Annotated in this window: 18 protein-coding genes; 8 read left to right on the top strand and 10 right to left on the bottom strand. The window is 44.0% G+C overall.

The genetic code is table 11. The features are described 5' to 3' along the window. Positions 1-141 precede the first annotated feature (141 nt). A complete protein-coding gene (locus NFI81_RS14440; RefSeq protein ID WP_234611750.1) occupies positions 142-918 on the bottom strand; it encodes a glycosyltransferase family 2 protein in 777 nt (258 codons plus the stop codon). Next, positions 911-2,164 carry a glycosyltransferase family 4 protein gene (locus NFI81_RS14435; protein ID WP_234611751.1) on the bottom strand — a complete coding sequence of 418 codons (1,254 nt, stop codon included), beginning with the start codon at positions 2,162-2,164 and terminating at the stop codon, positions 911-913. The genes NFI81_RS14440 and NFI81_RS14435 overlap by 8 nt, the downstream gene beginning before the upstream one ends. Before the next feature lie 133 nt (positions 2,165-2,297). Between NFI81_RS14435 and NFI81_RS14430 the strand changes: the two genes are divergently transcribed. After that, positions 2,298-3,206 (top strand): class I SAM-dependent methyltransferase, encoded by a 909-nt coding sequence (locus NFI81_RS14430; RefSeq protein WP_234611752.1) that lies wholly within the window; start codon positions 2,298-2,300, stop codon positions 3,204-3,206. A gap of 5 nt (positions 3,207-3,211) precedes the next feature. Here NFI81_RS14430 and NFI81_RS14425 read toward each other — a convergent pair whose 3' ends face one another. The 5 genes from NFI81_RS14425 to NFI81_RS14405 form a co-directional block, all read right to left on the bottom strand. After that, positions 3,212-3,712 (bottom strand): ORF6N domain-containing protein, encoded by a 501-nt coding sequence (locus tag NFI81_RS14425; RefSeq protein ID WP_234611753.1) that lies wholly within the window; start codon positions 3,710-3,712, stop codon positions 3,212-3,214. Positions 3,713-3,869: 157 nt separating this feature from the next. Continuing rightward, positions 3,870-4,676, bottom strand: a complete 807-nt coding sequence (locus NFI81_RS14420) for an FkbM family methyltransferase (RefSeq protein ID WP_234611754.1) — start codon at positions 4,674-4,676, stop codon at positions 3,870-3,872. A gap of 15 nt (positions 4,677-4,691) precedes the next feature. Continuing rightward, positions 4,692-5,594, bottom strand: coding sequence for a glycosyltransferase (locus NFI81_RS14415; protein WP_234611755.1), 903 nt, complete (start codon positions 5,592-5,594; stop codon positions 4,692-4,694). Between the two features lie 2 nt (positions 5,595-5,596). Next, positions 5,597-6,211: a class I SAM-dependent methyltransferase gene (locus NFI81_RS14410; RefSeq protein ID WP_234611756.1), complete on the bottom strand. Its 615-nt coding sequence runs from the start codon at positions 6,209-6,211 to the stop codon at positions 5,597-5,599. A 41-nt stretch (positions 6,212-6,252) separates the two neighbouring features. Next, the gene (locus tag NFI81_RS14405; protein WP_234611757.1) at positions 6,253-7,773 is read right to left on the bottom strand and encodes a lipopolysaccharide biosynthesis protein; all 1,521 of its coding nucleotides are present in this window, start codon (positions 7,771-7,773) and stop codon (positions 6,253-6,255) included. A gap of 130 nt (positions 7,774-7,903) precedes the next feature. Between NFI81_RS14405 and wecB the strand changes: the two genes are divergently transcribed. Together wecB and NFI81_RS14395 are read left to right on the top strand one after the other, a co-directional pair. Continuing rightward, entirely contained in the window at positions 7,904-9,037 is a 1,134-nt protein-coding gene (gene wecB, locus NFI81_RS14400) for a non-hydrolyzing UDP-N-acetylglucosamine 2-epimerase (RefSeq protein WP_310589244.1), read from the top strand. Next, on the top strand, positions 9,037-9,681 hold the full coding sequence (locus NFI81_RS14395) for an FkbM family methyltransferase (RefSeq protein WP_234611759.1): 645 nt from the start codon (positions 9,037-9,039) through the stop codon (positions 9,679-9,681). Before wecB ends, NFI81_RS14395 begins: the two co-directional genes overlap by 1 nt. Here NFI81_RS14395 and NFI81_RS14390 read toward each other — a convergent pair. Next, a complete protein-coding gene (locus NFI81_RS14390; RefSeq protein ID WP_234611760.1) occupies positions 9,651-10,457 on the bottom strand; it encodes a GNAT family N-acetyltransferase in 807 nt (268 codons plus the stop codon). The genes NFI81_RS14395 and NFI81_RS14390 overlap by 31 nt on opposite strands. Positions 10,458-10,879: 422 nt before the next feature. On the opposite strand from NFI81_RS14390, the gene NFI81_RS14385 reads away from it, so the two are divergent. The 3 genes from NFI81_RS14385 to NFI81_RS14375 all read left to right on the top strand — a co-directional run bounded on the left by NFI81_RS14385 (position 10,880) and on the right by NFI81_RS14375 (position 12,718). Continuing rightward, the gene (locus tag NFI81_RS14385) at positions 10,880-11,500 is read left to right on the top strand and encodes a response regulator transcription factor (protein WP_082213620.1); all 621 of its coding nucleotides are present in this window, start codon (positions 10,880-10,882) and stop codon (positions 11,498-11,500) included. 123 nt (positions 11,501-11,623) lie between these two features. Next, positions 11,624-12,154 (top strand): RNA methyltransferase, encoded by a 531-nt coding sequence (locus NFI81_RS14380; RefSeq protein ID WP_234611761.1) that lies wholly within the window; start codon positions 11,624-11,626, stop codon positions 12,152-12,154. Between the two features lie 141 nt (positions 12,155-12,295). Then, positions 12,296-12,718, top strand: coding sequence for a histone H1/H5 family protein, HCT subfamily (locus tag NFI81_RS14375; RefSeq protein ID WP_234611762.1), 423 nt, complete (start codon positions 12,296-12,298; stop codon positions 12,716-12,718). A gap of 61 nt (positions 12,719-12,779) precedes the next feature. Here the strand turns inward: NFI81_RS14375 and pgeF are convergent, their stop codons facing one another. Then, positions 12,780-13,550 carry a peptidoglycan editing factor PgeF gene (gene pgeF / locus NFI81_RS14370; RefSeq protein WP_234611763.1) on the bottom strand — a complete coding sequence of 257 codons (771 nt, stop codon included), beginning with the start codon at positions 13,548-13,550 and terminating at the stop codon, positions 12,780-12,782. A gap of 203 nt (positions 13,551-13,753) precedes the next feature. On the opposite strand from pgeF, the gene NFI81_RS14365 reads away from it, so the two are divergent. After that, on the top strand, positions 13,754-14,740 hold the full coding sequence (locus NFI81_RS14365) for a glycosyltransferase family 2 protein (RefSeq protein ID WP_234611764.1): 987 nt from the start codon (positions 13,754-13,756) through the stop codon (positions 14,738-14,740). 49 nt (positions 14,741-14,789) lie between these two features. On the opposite strand, the gene NFI81_RS14360 is transcribed toward NFI81_RS14365, so the two are convergent. Next, positions 14,790-15,308: a DinB family protein gene (locus NFI81_RS14360; protein WP_234611765.1), complete on the bottom strand. Its 519-nt coding sequence runs from the start codon at positions 15,306-15,308 to the stop codon at positions 14,790-14,792. Positions 15,309-15,518: 210 nt separating this feature from the next. Between NFI81_RS14360 and NFI81_RS14355 the strand changes: the two genes are divergently transcribed. Continuing rightward, entirely contained in the window at positions 15,519-16,748 is a 1,230-nt protein-coding gene (locus NFI81_RS14355) for a metallophosphoesterase family protein (RefSeq protein ID WP_234611766.1), read from the top strand. The last annotated feature ends 2 nt before the right edge of the window (positions 16,749-16,750 follow it).

Raw genomic sequence — 16,750 nt, 5'->3', positions numbered from 1 at the left:
CCGATAATCCCTTTTTAAGTCAATAATCGTTTCTGTTACCTATTGCGTATTACGGAAAAATTCGGAGCCGGGTTGCTTCTGTTATACTTTCGCAAAAGCATTTTTAGAAACCGCCTGGCCGAAATGAAAAGTTGGATTAATCTACCAATACTTACCGTGGGTACGAGCAAACACAGCGCCCCGCACGAATATGCGGAAATGATTATAAATGGAGGGTAACAGCCCGAAATGCTTACGCAAAACCCGGAAGCGGTCGAGCAGCGAGCGGCGATGGTTTTTGATGGACAATCCGCCAACCAGATAGCAGCAAAGTGGAATTTCAATCAAATGGACTTGCTTCGCTTTTTTCAAACATTCAATTTCCCAGTCAATGTCCGCGCTGAGGTTTGCAATATCGTAGGGCGGTGCAACCGACTTGTTGGCAATAAATGCCTGGTGGCAAACTTTCATCCCTAGTGCAAAGTCCTGCCATTTCAGGCTTACCGGCAGCGAATGAGGCGTAAATTTACTTCGCAGACCCACCTTACTTCCGTTTTCACGCACAAGCATTGCATCGCTGTAATAAATATCCGCATTGAGTTTGAATGCCTCAAACAGGTTTATTAGTGTATCAGGTTTAAAAATTTCGTCACCTGCGTTCAAAAACCATACGTATTTTCCTTTTGCAAGGGTCAGGCCTTTGTTCATTGCGTCATACAACCCGCGGTCGGGCTCTGAAACAATGTTTGAGATAAATGAGAAATGCTTTGCGATTTCCAGGGTGTTATCACTGGATTTGCCATCAATGATCAAATATTCCACAGCTTGCAGCTTTGTAATGTTGTTCAAGGCAGCCTGCACACTTTTTAGCGTGCGTTCCAGAAACTGTTCCGCATTATAAGTTATGGTGATAATCGTAAGCAACGGAAAGTCATTCATGCGAAAGCAGCGACTGGTAAAGTTGTTGATATTGTGATGCTACGATGCTTTCGGCATAGGTTTCAAGCACTTTGGCGCGAGCGTTCTCCGACATTCGGGCATTGTTTTCATCATTCAAAAGCCACTCAATGCCCTCTGCAAGCGATTGAGCCGATCCCTGCAATGCTATGTAACCGTTGATCTGATGATCAATCATTTCAGGAATTCCGCCGGTTGCAAATCCGACTGCTGGCGTTCCGCAGGACATTGCTTCCATGATCGTATTAGGCAAATTATCTTCCAGAGAAGGAACGACGATCATATCAGCCGCATTATAGGCATCCACCATTTTGGCAGGATCTGAAATTTTTCCCAAATAATGAACCGGCAACGGAAATGTATCCATGGCTTTCGGATTGGCTTTTCCAAGCACCATAACTTCAATTTCACTCGAAAGCAATCCTATCTTTTCGAGCGCCTGTTTGAAATATATAAAACCTTTTCTCGGATCAGAAGTGTTAGCGCCTGCGAAAAGGATGAGTTTCTTTGACGCTGAAAGGTTTAGTTTTCGCCAGATTACCGATTTTTCTAATGGTTTAAATAAGACTGTATCAATGCAGTTGGGAATGCTCGAAGATGTTATATCAGCGGTTAGCGCCGCTTTTTTGACCAGGTTATCCAACCATTGACTTGGCGAAATCAGCGCCATTTTTGTATTGTTATATATCTCCTGCTTTCGTTCGAATTGTTGAAATGAAATGTCGTATTCTTCGGGTTTGGCCAGATAAGGACAATAATGACAATGCGTCAGGAATTTCTCGCAACCTCTACTGTAATGGCAGCCACCCGTGAATGTCCACATATCATGCAATGTCCAAACGATGGGCTTACCCAATGAAAAGAGCTTATCCAGCGAATCAAGTGATAAAAATCCAAAATTGATCCAATGTAAATGAATAACATCAGCTTGCTGAACCAAGGGATGATTACTGATATCCGCCCCAACTTCCGCGGGCGAAAATGCAAATCTAACGGACGCATCTTTTTCCTGTGGATAAAAATAAAGTCGTTCGCCGATGAAACGGGCCAGTGCTTTCTTAGTTTGTAATGCGTTGTTAGAAAGGTTGCTAACTCCCGGTTCGTTGGCTGTTACCTGAGACACCAGTAACGTGGATTCAACATTTGATTTCAACAATGCCCGGTGCAAACGCGCCGCGGCCACTCCCGCTCCTCCTTCCAGATGAAAATTACTGAGGTGAAGCACCATTTAAAGCGGTCGTTGATTTAGGGTTGCGAAAAGAGTAGACTGCGGATTTGGAGAGGTAAAATTAAATAGTTCTCTGGTTAAATAAATTTTATCCATAAAAGTATCTTTATCAAAAATTAGTAAATAAAGTCAAATGTCTACGGAAAAGCAGAGCCATGAGGCGCATTCAGGTTGGTATGAGGTTCAGTACGCGACCCAGGAAGCGAAGGATAAGGCCATTGAATTGTGGGAATATGACGAACAGCATAAGACCATTAATCACTGGATCCACCGCCGGCAGCTGGAACTGACGACACCCTTCACCATTGAAAAGAAATCCTGGCTCACCATAGGCGATGGCTACGGTTTCGACGCCAACTATTTTTATCGCCAGGGCCTCGACACGACTGCTACGGATATTTCCGGCACATTTTTACCTTTATCCAAGTCCCGCGGATTTTTTGAGCATTATTCGGTTGAGAATGTTGAGAAGCTGAGTTTCGCGGATGATTCTTACGACTATATTTTTTGCAAGGAAGCTTACCATCATTTTCCCAGGCCTTATTTGGGTGTTTACGAAATGCTGCGCGTTGCGAGGGAAGCGGTCATCCTTGTAGAGCCACACGATCCGATCTCCAAAATGCCTTTTTTACTCGCATTAAGGAACATCTTCGACCGTTTCGACACAAAGCTTTTGCAGAAATACTGGAAAAACCGGTATTCCTTTGAAGAGGTTGGGAATTACGTTTTCAAGCTCTCGGAACGGGAAATGGATAAATTGGCCAACGGAATGGGCTTACCCGCCGTTGCATTCAAAGGCATTAACAATAATTACTACCACCCGTCTTACGCCAAAGACAAGGCCGACGATTCGTCGCCAGCATTCCGTAAAATCAAACGAAAACTGGCATTTCACGATTTTCTTACCAAGTTCTCCCTAATGCCCTCACAAGTCCTCTGCGCCGTGATCTTCAAGAAATTGCCGTCGCAAAAAGTGATGGAAGCCATGGAAAAGGAAGGTTTTCAAGTACACATTTTCCCGCCGAATCCTTATGCGAGGTAAGTTGACTATTCAGGTTCTTCTCGGTTAAAACCTATTAAAGCTCTGCGGCCACCTTCCGGGCTGATCAGAAAATTCAATGCGTCATTTACGTCACTGAATTTGACATTCATTTCCTTTTCTAGGCTATCCAGTCGCTCAGAAATATCCTTATAATCAGTGTGATATTGTCTTATCATCACAAACGCGCGCATGATCATAATGTTCACCTGGACTGCTTTTTCACTGCGTAACACACTCGACAACATCGCTACGCCTTGTTCGGTGAATGCAAAGGGCAAATATCTGTTACCTCCTGAACTTGAGGTCACAAATTGTGACCTCAAGTTTTCTAGCTCTTCATTGGTCAGTTCGAACATGAAATCTTTCGGAAATCTGGAAATATTTCGTCTGACTGCTTGCTTTAATATTCTAGTTTCAACCTGATATAATGCTGACAGATCGTAATCCAATAGCACTCTGTGGCCTCTTACCGTCAAAACCTTGCCTTTTATCACTGATAATTCCATATGTATACAATTGATTTTTGGTCATGTATACATTACGCTGGCTTTTCAGATTGGTCACGGAAACGGCTGAATTTTTTTGTACATTAAAACTTGAGATCACAATTTGTGATCTCAAGTTTTTGAAACGTTAGTGACTTATCAGGAAAATGATTGCGCCTTACTCCCGCCAGCCGAAAATATTTAGCTGCAAATCCATTACATCATTGCCCCGATAGCGGTAATTGGTGAAGGGTTTCAGGCGGTGCTGGTTGGTGTCGATGTAGTAGCGGAAACCGTTTTCTTCGAAAATTTGGACGATTTCGGCGAGGCCTTGCGGATTGCCGATGTAGGAGTGGAATTCTACGAAAAGGTTTTGAACATGGCCCAATGCGTTGCGGCAGTCGTTGAGCACTTCTTTTTCGGCACCTTCTATGTCTATCTTCAGGAAATCAATGTTACTTTCTGCTAGTAGGAAATCTTTCAGTCGGATAGAGGGTATTTTTTTCTTTTCAGCATTGGAATAAATGGAAGAAGAATCGGCCGATTCGCTACCAAACCAAATGCCCTGATCATCTTTCCAAACCGCTTTATCAATGATGTGTATGTCATTAATGTTGCTGCTTTTCAGGTTATTATGCAGTAAAACAGCAATTTCCGGTTCAGCTTCAAATGCCGTGATGCGCGCTTTTGGAAACAGCTTTTTGAAATACAAAACACTCATCCCCACATTGGCACCGCAATCAAAAATGACAGGCTCAGGATTGTTAGACTCAAAATAATAGAATTCATCAGCGAAAATCTCCTTATGCTGCCATAGGAAAGACATTATATCGGGCACGGTTAGTCGGAAACCGCCAAATTCCACCTGCGTACGCGTATGCCTTCGACCGTTGCCGTATTTTAACAACAAACCCATAAACTCACGGTTGGTTGACGTCCGCAAGGCGTTGAAGGGTTCTTTCAATAAATAACGCAGCCAATACATATAATTTCTGTTTCGTCAGACCCCGTATTTGATGAGGTTCTTGATCTTTAATGCGAGCGGAAGTTTGTAATAACCCGCAAATGCTTGAATGACTTCGTGATCCGGCTGGATATTAGCGTCGATCCGAATCTTGCTATCGCTCATTTCTGAGCCGTAATAACCGGTTTTGAATGTAAAATTGGTCCCGCTGCCGTCTGTGCCAATGTTCCTGATTTTGGAATGCACCGGATACACGCCGTAAGCATGGTTGATAAATTGACTGTAAGTCCAGCGGATGGCCCAGGAATCGATCACTTTTTTCTGCTGCTTTACAAGCATTGGCCAGAGATCTTCCCCGCCAAGGGTAAATTGGTTTCGCTTCACCTTATCTTTTGTCAGTTCGGGAAATGCGCTAACATGCCAATCTGCCTTTTCCCATTTGCTTAGCCATGTTCCCCAGCCCCATGAACTTGCCCGTGGCGCGAGATATAAATCCTGGTTATAGCCTGCTGGAAATGAGATCGGTGGTCCGTATGCACTTACTGAGTAAATATCGTTACGGTGCTCATAAGCATTTAACGCTTCATTCATAAAGACCAGAAAATCAGGCGTGCTGAGCATGTCATCTTCGAGCACAATGACTTTTTGAAACTTATCCAACACTTCGCTGACTCCTTTGATTATGGAGGCGGCCAGACCATTATTTTGCTCGGATTTGATGATGGTAACGCGCTTAAACCCTTCTATTTGAGCTACATATCTCCTTACTTCTGCGATTAATGGCCCATCCGATTTGTTCCGGGGCCCATCAGAGTAAATGATCAGCTCGCTTTCAGTCGCCAGTACATTCTGTTGCAGCGATTCGATCGTTTGCGCCAAATGCGCGGGGCGATTGAAGCAAAACAAAACGATAGGAGCAAGGCTGGCGGGCAAACTCATTGTTAGCTTTTATAAGCATCGATGATCAACGAAGTATAACCCAGTTTTCCTCCGGCATTCCGGCTGTCATGGTCTGCGGAGCGCCTGACCATGCCGTCTTCCGGCTTCCAGGGCGTCTTATGAAACTGTCCGTTCTCATCAAAATATTCCAGTAATTTCACAGTAAAACCGACTGATTCAAGCGATTGCGACATGATTTGATAATTGTACAGCAGCTTGTGATCGTCCGCTCCGTTGCCCGTGCCGCCCGGTTTTACGTAATTAATATATTCCTCGCTGGGATTGAAACCGTCCGGAACGGCCACCCTGAGAAAACCGCCGGGTTTGAGGTAAGTATGGCAATGTTTAAAAGCCAGTTGTCCTTCTTCGAGCGTCAAATGTTCCCAAACGTGCTCGGCAAGGATTTTATCAATTGCATTTTCGTTAAAATATTTTTGCCAGTCACTTTCTTTCAACAAGTTAAGTGTCTCAATATCAGAATGTATCCAACCTTTGTAAAGCGAATACATGGAGCCCACAACCATATTAACCGGCTTGGACGGATCGTAAGTGGTCAACTGATATAAACTGAATGGCTGTTTGAGAACCCCGGCAATTATTTTTTCTTTTAACGACATCAGAAATGGGTCTGTTTTAATGCTTCAAAGATAGCGGTCTCTTATTTTATCCTCAGAATACTTGTCTTAATTAATTTCCAGCCGCTGCTGAACCCGGCTGAAATATCCTCTGAAACGTTCCATAGCAAGATTCCGCCGCCAAAAATCACAGTAATGATGACAGAACGTGCCAGGATGATCAGCACTGTGGATATCAAATTATCAGGTTCGGGAAAAGGCATGTAACGGGCTACAAGATAGGCCGTGGTTCCAAGCAATATCACTTTGAATGTTCCAAGCGTAAATGGTTGTATACCAAGTTTTTGTCGGATAAAGAACAGTTTGACAAAATTATAAATCACGGTTGAAAAAAGCGCGGCGGCGGCGGCACCATTGAAGCCGTAAAGCGGGATCAGGAATTGGCTGCTGAACAGGATCAGGACCGTGAAAAACAACATGAAAACAATGTCGTAGCGATAATATTTTGAGTTGGTCAGGATTTCAGAATTCAAGCCCGTCATCATATCTGCGATCCGCGAAATACCGACCATCAGCACTACCCATTTGCCTTGCGAGTAAATTTCTGATTTTGGAATAATACCAAAAATTGCATCAATGTTCGTCCATATGCCGAGAAAAAGGAAAGAGCCGATAATGAACAGGTTAAGGGAGGATTTTTTATAAATCGTGTCAATGTGCGCAATGTCATTGCGGGCATAAGCTTCGGAAATGATCGGCGCGCTGATCATGACAATGCTATTCCTGGGAATCGAGATGACTAATGCGATCCTGGACGCAATGTCGAAAATCGCCGTGCTGCCCAAACCGCCTTCAAAGGCTGGAAGAAGTACTTTTTCAATGTGTGGAAGCAATGCTGCACTGGCGCCGCCCAGCAAAACCCAGAGTCCGTAACGATACATTTCTTTAAAGGCGGGATGTTTGATGAAACCAAAATCCAGGGAAGTGTAAAGGCGTTTTTGGAAATGTAGATAAATCAGCATCGCGACGATGGCGAGTCCGTAACTTACCACCGTCAAATTCACCATCGTGTCGAATGTGATGAGCTTGTAGCCAAACATAATCACCACAGCACTATTGAAAAGCCGTAACCCAACCTCACGAATGAGTGACGGAACGGCAATGCGGAGATTGATTCTTGAATAGGATTCGAGCGCAAGCAAATAAACCATCCCGACCGTCAACGGAATAAAAACATAATAATACTTGACCAGCATGGGTGAATGGTCAAGGTAAAATTTCAGATAAAGTGGTTTAAAAAGCAGATATAACGCCACAAAAGCCGCCAAACCAACAAGCGGTGTGATAATGATAAAGGTAAAAAGCTGCCGCCGCGATTCATGATCCTGGAACCGGCTATGAAAGCGCACAGCCACCGACGGAACACCCAAAAGCGCAAAAGACATGTAAATAACGGGGAATGTTAGTAGGGTGGAAGCGTATAGACCCAATTGTTCCTGCGTCAAAAACTGGTTATAAAGTATCAGAATATTGAAAATTCCGATGACAACTCCAACGTAAGAAACGATTGAACTTTTAAAACCCTGACGTACAATTATCCCCATGAAGGTGCAAATGATTAACAAGGCGAAATAAGACAAAAAGCAGAAGATAGCCTAACCGCGGCGGGCGATTAGTTCCTCTGAATGTTTGTGATAACTTTGCTTCCTTAATAAAACACACTATTTCTTGAAAGTGATCAATATCGTTGGGGCACGTCCCAATTTTATGAAAGTGGCGCCGCTACACCGCGCTTTTTCTCGCCATAAAGACATTGAATCCCTGATCGTCCACACCGGCCAGCATTATGATTTTCAAATGTCTGGCATCTTTTTCCACCAGCTTGATCTTCCCGAACCTGCTTATTTTCTCGGCGTGAACAACGGCTCGCATGCGCAGCAAACCGCCGGGATTATGCTGGAATTCGAAAAAGTGCTTGTTGCAGAAGAACCGGATCTGGTGCTGGTGGTCGGTGATGTCAATTCAACGCTGGCTTGTGCATTGGTTGCGGTGAAAATGCACATTCCCGTGGTTCACGTGGAAGCCGGGCTGAGGAGCGGCGACCGCAAAATGCCCGAAGAGATTAACCGGATCATGACCGACGCGATTGCGGATCAGCTGTTTGTGACGGAACATACAGCGGTGCTTAATCTTTTGAAAGAAAATATTCCCACGGCGAAGATTCATTTCGTGGGGAATGTTATGATCGATTCGCTTTTATATTGTCTCCGCAGTTTGGATAGGCTTGTCAAGTCAGAAGATGAGCAAGTTGAACTCGAAAACTACATTTTATTAACATTACACAGACCTGCTAATGTGGATAAGTCAGCGGTTTTGATTAAGGTTTTAGAAACGATCAGAAAACTGACCCAATTGCAGAAAGTGATTTTTCCAATTCATCCGAGAACATTAAAGAATTGTGAGGCGCTGGGTTTGGATGCTGATTTGGGAAAAATAAAAAATCTCGAAATGATCAGACCGCAGGGTTACCGCGAGTTTTTGGAGCTGACGAGAGACGCGGCCTTGGTCATTACCGATTCCGGCGGAATCCAGGAGGAAACAACGTTTTTGCAAGTGCCATGCATTACATTAAGAGAAAGCACAGAAAGGCCGGTGACGGTTGAAGTCGGGACAAACCATTTGTTGCCTGATTGGAATGCAGAATCGGTTTTACATTTGGCTCAACAAATAATCAACGGAGCATGCAAACAAGGCCGGATTCCCGAGCTGTGGGATGGCCATGCAGCCGAACGCATTGTGACAATTTTGAGAGAAAAGTACATTAATTCGTACGTTTGTGACCATAAGCGTCAACCGTCGGATTTGTAATGATTAAAAAAATAAAAAATAATACCTGGGATCTGCTCAACGGGATCGGTCTGGGTGGCAGTGTTCAGCTTTTTCTGGATGGCGCATTGAAGCAATATGGCTGGTTCAGGAGTTTTCATACCAAACAGTCCGTTGATGCAAATGGAGATCCGCTTCCCTGGTACACTTATCCGTTCATTCTATTTTTAAAACCGCGTTTAAAGTCTGCATTTACCGTTTTTGAATATGGATCGGGGAATTCCACGCGCTGGTATGCTGCACGCGTAAAGGAGATCACGGCAGTTGAGCACGATGCGGACTGGATCAAACTGATCAAACCCAAGCTTCCTGCCAATGCAAAAGTGGTTGAAAAGCCATTGGGCGATACTTATATTCAGGCAGTTAAAGATGCAGGTGAGCTCTACAACATTATCATTGTCGACGGACGAAACAGAGTAAAATGCGCCAATTTTGCCGTTGATTATCTTACCCCGGACGGCGTTTTGATCCTGGACAATTCCGAACGTGAATGGTATCAAAAAGCCAAGGAATATTTGAAGGAGCGAGGGTTCAGAAGGCTGGATTTCATTGGTATGGCACCCATTGTGGGTATTGAAACCTGTACCAGCGTATTTTACAGGGATGGGAACTGCCTTGGGATCTGATTTGCAAAATTCATTTCATAAGTGAGTTTTAAGCAATCCTGGCCGCCAATGTTTTTTTTGAAGCGGTGTAAGGAAGGCTTGAAGTCCCCATTCTGATCCAGCGAGATTCCGAGATCAAGGATTTCAATATTTTGTTGCCGGCAGTAATTGTAAACAGCCTCCATCAACATTACCGTCGGACTGTAAGCCCGATATGCCGGCATATCGCTGCACAGAAAGTTATACAAAACCCGACTATTAGCCCGAACCGTTAGCGTGAGGGCGACGATCTCGGAACCAGCCATTACGGTAAAAATAAGGTAACGATCCGGGAAGTTTTGCCTTAATGTTTCGAGTTGAGACAATGTTAGTGATATCCGGTAACCCATTTGATTGCGACATTTTTCCAGAAATTCATAAATAACTGACGAAGCAAGCCCACTGGCTAAACCGGCCTCAAAACCCGAATTTGAGGCTTTTTTAAGCCTTCGCCTTTCCGCTGGGCGGATTTGAGCGTAAAAATCCGAAGAGCTAACGGAAATAAAACTATTTAAACAGGTCTGAATTGGGATAAACCCAGTAATGAGATAAGGAATGTGACGCAAACTATCTAATGTTGTGTAATAGCAGGAAGGCGCGGTCTTGACCACCAACTTTTCGCCCGATTGGGATTGGACCCAATGTTTGATACAACCTAGCAAAAAAACAAGCTCACTTTCCTGACAACCCACATCACATTGAATTCCCCCAAATGGAGCATGAGGAGGCGATACCCAAACGTTGCCTGACTTTTCCACACACTGAAATATCGCGATTACGCGCTGACAATTTCGTCGAAGCAGGCAAAAGGCATGCACGATATCAGTAGTTTGAGTCGCTAAATGCCCCTGAGTCAGATACAAAAAAGGAGGGAAAGCCGGACTTGGGAAAAACTGGTTTTTACCGGCATACAGACAAACTTCAAGTTCATCGTTTTTCCAGAAATAATGTGTGTTGTGCGAAATAGTTTTGATGCTAACGAACTAATTTTTAGAAAGTAACCGACTTTTTACATACAAACGGGCAATTTCCAGCCCTTATTTATAAAAGTTGTCAAATATTGATATACTAATTCGATATTTTTTAGGTTTAATACAATGCTCATCGCTATTTTTGTAAATTAAGCGATCGTTTCAGATAGGCACCTGCATTTTTTACTTAATTGGACTTAAACCCGTACATGAAACACATACTTATTGCCGAAGATCATGCAGTAGTGAGAATAGGCACCAAGCACCTCCTCAAATCACTGATCCCGGATTCGACTATTTCCGATGTTGACGATTTTGATAAAATACTTCAGGAAATTGAAGTAAAAGCATATGATCTTTTGATCCTGGATATCAACATCCCCGGTGGAAATACGACGAAGATGGTAGAAACCATTCGTCAGAAATCTCCCGGAATTAGGATATTGATGTTCTCGAGCTATGATGAGCAGCAGTACGGCCTGATGTATCTTCAAGCCGGAGCGGATGGTTATTTGTCCAAAGACGCGCCTGAGGAAGAGTTTAAAACGGCTGTAATGAGCGTTTTGAACAATAAGAAATATATGAGCGAGGATATGCAGCAAATGAATATCAACAGGCTCATTAACCCGCGCGAATTCCTTCCGGACCCGGTTGTAAGCTTGTCTCCGAGAGAAACAGACGTGATGAACCTTTTGAAAGAAGGGTTAGGAACCGCCAAAATTGCAGAAAAACTCAACCTGCAACTGTCAACCGTTAGTACTTACAAAGCCCGGATCTTCGAAAAGCTAGGCGTAAAAAATATAGTAGAACTGATCACGAAGATCAAGTAACTGCTTTCAAGAAATATTTGAACCCTGTACTTCACGGTGCAGGGTTTTTTTGTGCATGTTTGGTTGAGTTAATTTACTTCTTTCCCGTACGTTTGCACCATTAACATCAATGGAAATACGGTCATGCGCAAATTGCGGGTTGAAGAAATGGGCCGGTTGACGGTGGAGGAATTTAAGGACGCGGAAAAATTTCCTTTCGTGGTTGTTTTGGATAATATTCGGAGCCTTGCCAATGTCGGCTCTTTTTTCCGGACTGCAGATGCTTTTCGTGCTGAGAAAATTATTTTGTGTGGTTATACTCAAAGTCCGCCGCACCGGGAGATTACCCGAAGTGCGATCGGGGCAGAATTGTCGGTTGCCTGGGAAAAGAACGAGAGCGCTGTGGATGCGGTGAGGCAGTTGAAGGCGGAGGGATATGAAATTTGGTGCGTTGAACAGGCGGAAGGAAGCGTAATGCTGCAGAATTTTGTTCCACACACTGAAAAACCCTATGCATTTGTCTTTGGAAATGAGGTTGAAGGCGTTGCCGATGAGGTAATTTCCGTGGCGGACGGCTGTTTGGAAATTCCGCAATTTGGGACAAAACATTCTTTCAATGTGTCCGTATCTGCTGGAATCGTGTTTTGGGAATATGTACGGAAAAATATAACATAAATATAACATAAGATATTTGGTGTTTACCGCTTCTTAAGCAGTAATTGCAGGTTATAAATACGTTAACATATCCTCACGTTTGCATCTCGCGTTCGCGTAAAATGGGCCGGGTGAAAACATTACTTGTTTTAAAATTACATTATGAAATCTGCCACAAAAAAATTAACGACCGAAATTGCAGAAACGCTTTCCGGCAAAATCGCTGCAGTTTCTGCAGGTTCCAAGAAAATAAAAAAGTCCATCGAAAAAGCCGCTGCTAAACTGGCTAAGAAAGTTGCCAAGTTTGAAAAGGAGTCGGAGAAAAAGAAGGCAAAAGAAGCGAAGAACGAAGAGAAAAAGTTGAAGGTGAAAGACAAGGGCAAAAAAGAGGGTAAAAAAGAAAAAGCAGCTAAGGTGGCTGCGTTAGTTGCCGCTGCGTCTTCAAAAGCTGCTGTGGCGGCTCCTGCCAAGCCGGTTGCTGTAAAAGCGACGACTGTTAAGCCATCAGTTGGCCGCACCGGATCACGACCAGCAAAATCTTCTGCGGAAGCTGAGAAGTCGGTTGTAGAGACACCCGCTCAATAAGAGATAATAAGGACCAAAATAAAAGACAGCGCTGCGAAGTGCTGTCTTTTTGCTTATGGCATCAGTCAACTAATCCGATTGTGGCGAGCATTCTGCCTGTGAAGCCTTTTTCCAAGCGGTAAGAAAAATAATCGTCGTTGTGGAGCACTGTGGAATACGCAGAAGTCTGGATGTTTTCAGGAGACAGGCCTGAGGTAATTAACTGGTCCCGGTTAGCGGCTTTCAAATCCACATAATATTTCTGTTTCCCAACGTCGAACCGCTTATATTTTTCTTCAAAATTATCCGAAACATCCTCGCCTACTTCGAAGGAACATTCATCAATGCACGTTCCGACGTATGCAACGCAGTTTTTGGGGTCTGCGCCGAACTCGGTTTGAAGCATTGCTACGGTTTTTGTCACAATGCCCGTTACGGTTCCCCGCCAGCCTGCATGAATAGCAGCAACGCTTCTAGTCAATGGGTCGAAAATCAGGATCGGGGTGCAATCCGCTACCGTGACCGCTAATTGGATGTTGGGTTTATTGGTAACCAGCGCATCATAACCTTCAAACCGCCCGGCACTTTGAACATTTATAATTTTATCCTCATGCACCTGATGCGACTTGGCAACAGTTTCGAAAGGAACATTTAACGCATTGAAAAACAAACGATTATTCTCCATGATAAGGGCAGGGTCATCCTGCGAGCCACCCAGGTTCAATGACCCATACGGGCTTTTGCTGACGCCTCCATGTCTGGTGCTTTCCGCCGCGATAAGGCCGTTGAATCGGGAAAATATTTCAGGAACTCTGAAAAGCGGCTTTACCGCGTTGTTGGCTATTAAAGACATTGAAATAAAATTCTCTTGATACTTTACAAATGTAGATTATACAAATTAATGATGGTCAATGGAATTTATTTCGTTGTGATATAAGTTTAGTGTCTGGACCGCAAATCCGGTACATTCCCACCGGGAAAATATGGCAATTCGGTTAAATGGGAATAAAAGAATTAAATTTGCGGCTCGAAGTGCTTCAATATTGATTAGTAAATATGATAAAAGTGAGTGTGTGTGTTGTCACTTACAACCACGAAAAGTTTGTAGGGCAGATGCTGGATTCAATTTTGATGCAGCAGACAACATTTCCTTTTGAAATTATTGTGGGGGATGATTGCTCCAAAGATAATACAACAGCTATTTTGAAGGATTACCAGCAACGTTTTCCCGACAAGATCAGGCTTTTGCTGCATCCGAAAAATATGGGGCTTAATGGAAAATTCAATGCACTTGCCACGTTTGCAGCCGCAAAAGGCGAATATATAGCTCAGTTTGACGGCGATGATTATCTTATTTCTCCGCATAAGCTGCAAAAACAAGTTGAAATGTTGGACGCAAACCCTCATTACTCAGCTTGTTACCATAATGCACGTGTGATTTTTGATGATAATGCCGCACCGCCTTACCTCGTTAATACGCTGTCAAAACCAGAAGTTACGGTTGAGGATCTGGTGGGAGAGGATGAGCTTTGTTTTATTGCCACATCGAGCTTAATGTTCCGCAGAGAGGATTTTGCCAAACATCCTGATCCTGAGTGGACCAACCTGTCTACGAGCGGCGACATTCCAAGAAATATCATGTTCGCAACCCGCGGCCCGATTGGTTATATCGATGAAGTGATGTCAGTTTATAGGAAAAACAGGGGAGGGGCAAGCTTTGCAGACAACCATTATGGCGCCGATTTCCTGTTCAACCGTATTCAGCTTTATTCCAACATTAATAAGGAGCTTGGCTATAAATACGATGATAAATTGAAAAAGAACATTGCTACTTACTATTATAAGTTGCTGTTTTCGAGGGAATATGGCAAAACTTACTGGCCGAGATTGAAATATGCTTTGAAGTATCTTGCTACGGGAGAACCTTCGCCGGAACGAAAAAAAGAAGTGATCCGCGATTTTGTGATCCCGCCGGCATTTATGAAATTATACAGCTTCTTTGCATTGAACCTTTACAACATCAAGTCAAAAGCAAAGGCTTAAAAAGCAAAAAAGGGATCGTTAAGATCCCTTTTTTGTGGAATTTTCGAGATTAAAATAACATTTCGTTGGGAGGCGTGGCGCCTTTCAAACGAATGTAAACCGTCGATTGTCCCCGGTGATGCGTTTGGTGTTCGAATGCCTTTTCAAATGCGGCACCCGCCTTCATATCCATGCCGAATACTTTCACGTCTTTTGCGAGATCCGCTTCTGTCATGCCTTTCAATGTGCTGATCACGAAATCGTAGCTATCCATAACAGCCTTTGAAACAGCAGCTTTGGATTGATCAGTCATTTTTTCTGCGGAACCTTCAAACGGGCTTTTTTTACCGGATGCTGCCGAAACGAATGCAAAATTAGCATCTGCTATGTGATCCATCTGCCCGGCGAAAGAACGGATTTCAGGTGTTGGCTTCAAGGCATAACCATCGTCTGGCATGGCATCCAGATAAGCCTGCGTGTATTTCTTTGCTCTCTCCCAGTCAGCAACTTGTTTCGCGATCATTGTTGATTGTGCGAAAGCAGCACTCGCAGCGAAAAATAACATCAGTGTAAAAGTCAGTTTTTTCATTCGATCTTGTGTTTATGGTGGTTGAATAATTTTATGAAAGGTACTTCTAAGGTTAGCGATTGTCAACCCGGCACATAAATAATTGCCCCTCGTTTTGATAAACGGTTAAACATATGCCCTGTTGGCTTGGAAATTTCAATGAAATCGTTGCGGTTACCCAACTAATCATTTTATTTACCGGTAACATCCGATCATGAGCGAATTTACAATATGCCCGAGTCAGCAGAAGACCGAACCAAAAAATACCTGGACCTTGGCCACAGTGAAGCCGAAAATCACGCAAAGACCCAACTTGAACTTTACGAAAAACACGTTCGGGACCATTCCAATGCAACGAATGTTGTTTCCAGCTTTTTTAAAAACAACCTGTTAGGATTTGCCTGGCATTATCTGAAAAGTCGTTTTGGGCCGAGGCATCCTTACCAGGCTTATCCCAGAAATGGGGACACGGGCGTCTATCAGCTAAAATCTTCCATTCCTTCAAGAGACGAAATCACTGTTGCGTTGCTTTCGGACTGGGCGAGCGACACGGCCGAGTCCGACGCTGTTGCGCATTTGGTAGCGCGCTATGCGCCTGATTACACGATACACATGGGCGACATTTACTTCGTAGGGGCTCCAAAAGAGGTGGAGGAGAACTTTACGGCGCCCTATGCCTCCTGGTATTATGGCGCTTCGGGAAGCCTCGCTTTGTCTGGCAACCATGAAATGTATTCCAATGGAAATGCTTTTTTCCAGCATTTGCTGCCCGCCATGTACATTCAGGATGGTGAGATGAAAAAGTCGCAGCAAGCGGGTTTCTTTTGCCTTGAAAACGAACATTGGCGCATTATCGGGATTGATACCGGTTATACATCGGTTGGCCGGCCATTTGTCGAAATTCTCTCACCGCCTGACTGCCATTTAAAAAAAGAGCAGGTTGCGTGGCTCCGGGATGTGGTCCAGCTTGGAAATCCCGATGATAAGCGCGGGATTGTTTTCCTAAGCCATCATCCTTATATCTCCTCATTCAGAGAAGATTATGCCCGCCCTGGTGAGCAGATCCGCGAGCTGATGGGTGATGTTGCACGTCCGGTTGTGTGGATGTGGGGACATGATCACAGGCTTGTAGTATATAATTTAGGCACGAATGGGAAAGGACCGGAGGCTTATGGACGTTGTATTGGCCACGGCGGGTTACCCGTTGAAACGGCCATGCCGGGCGGCGGGGATCTTGACAAAATAGGTTTCTATGACCGGAGGGTGCGGAAAGTAATAAAAAGGCATCAGCTGGGCTATAATGGATTCGCCAGAATTACACTGAAAGACAAAGTGTTAACCACAGAATACCGGGATCTGGAAGATCGTTGTGTTTTTGAAGAAGCCTGGACCGTAGACATGACGAACGGCCAATTGGAATGGAAAATATTACAATCCATGCCCGAATTGGCCGTTCGATAGAA

The sequence above is a fragment of the Dyadobacter fanqingshengii genome, assembly GCF_023822005.2.
Taxonomy (GTDB): Bacteria; Bacteroidota; Bacteroidia; order Cytophagales; family Spirosomataceae; genus Dyadobacter; species Dyadobacter fanqingshengii.
The sequence above is the reverse complement of the archived record's forward strand: the minus strand, read 5'-3'. Positions and strand labels throughout refer to the sequence as shown.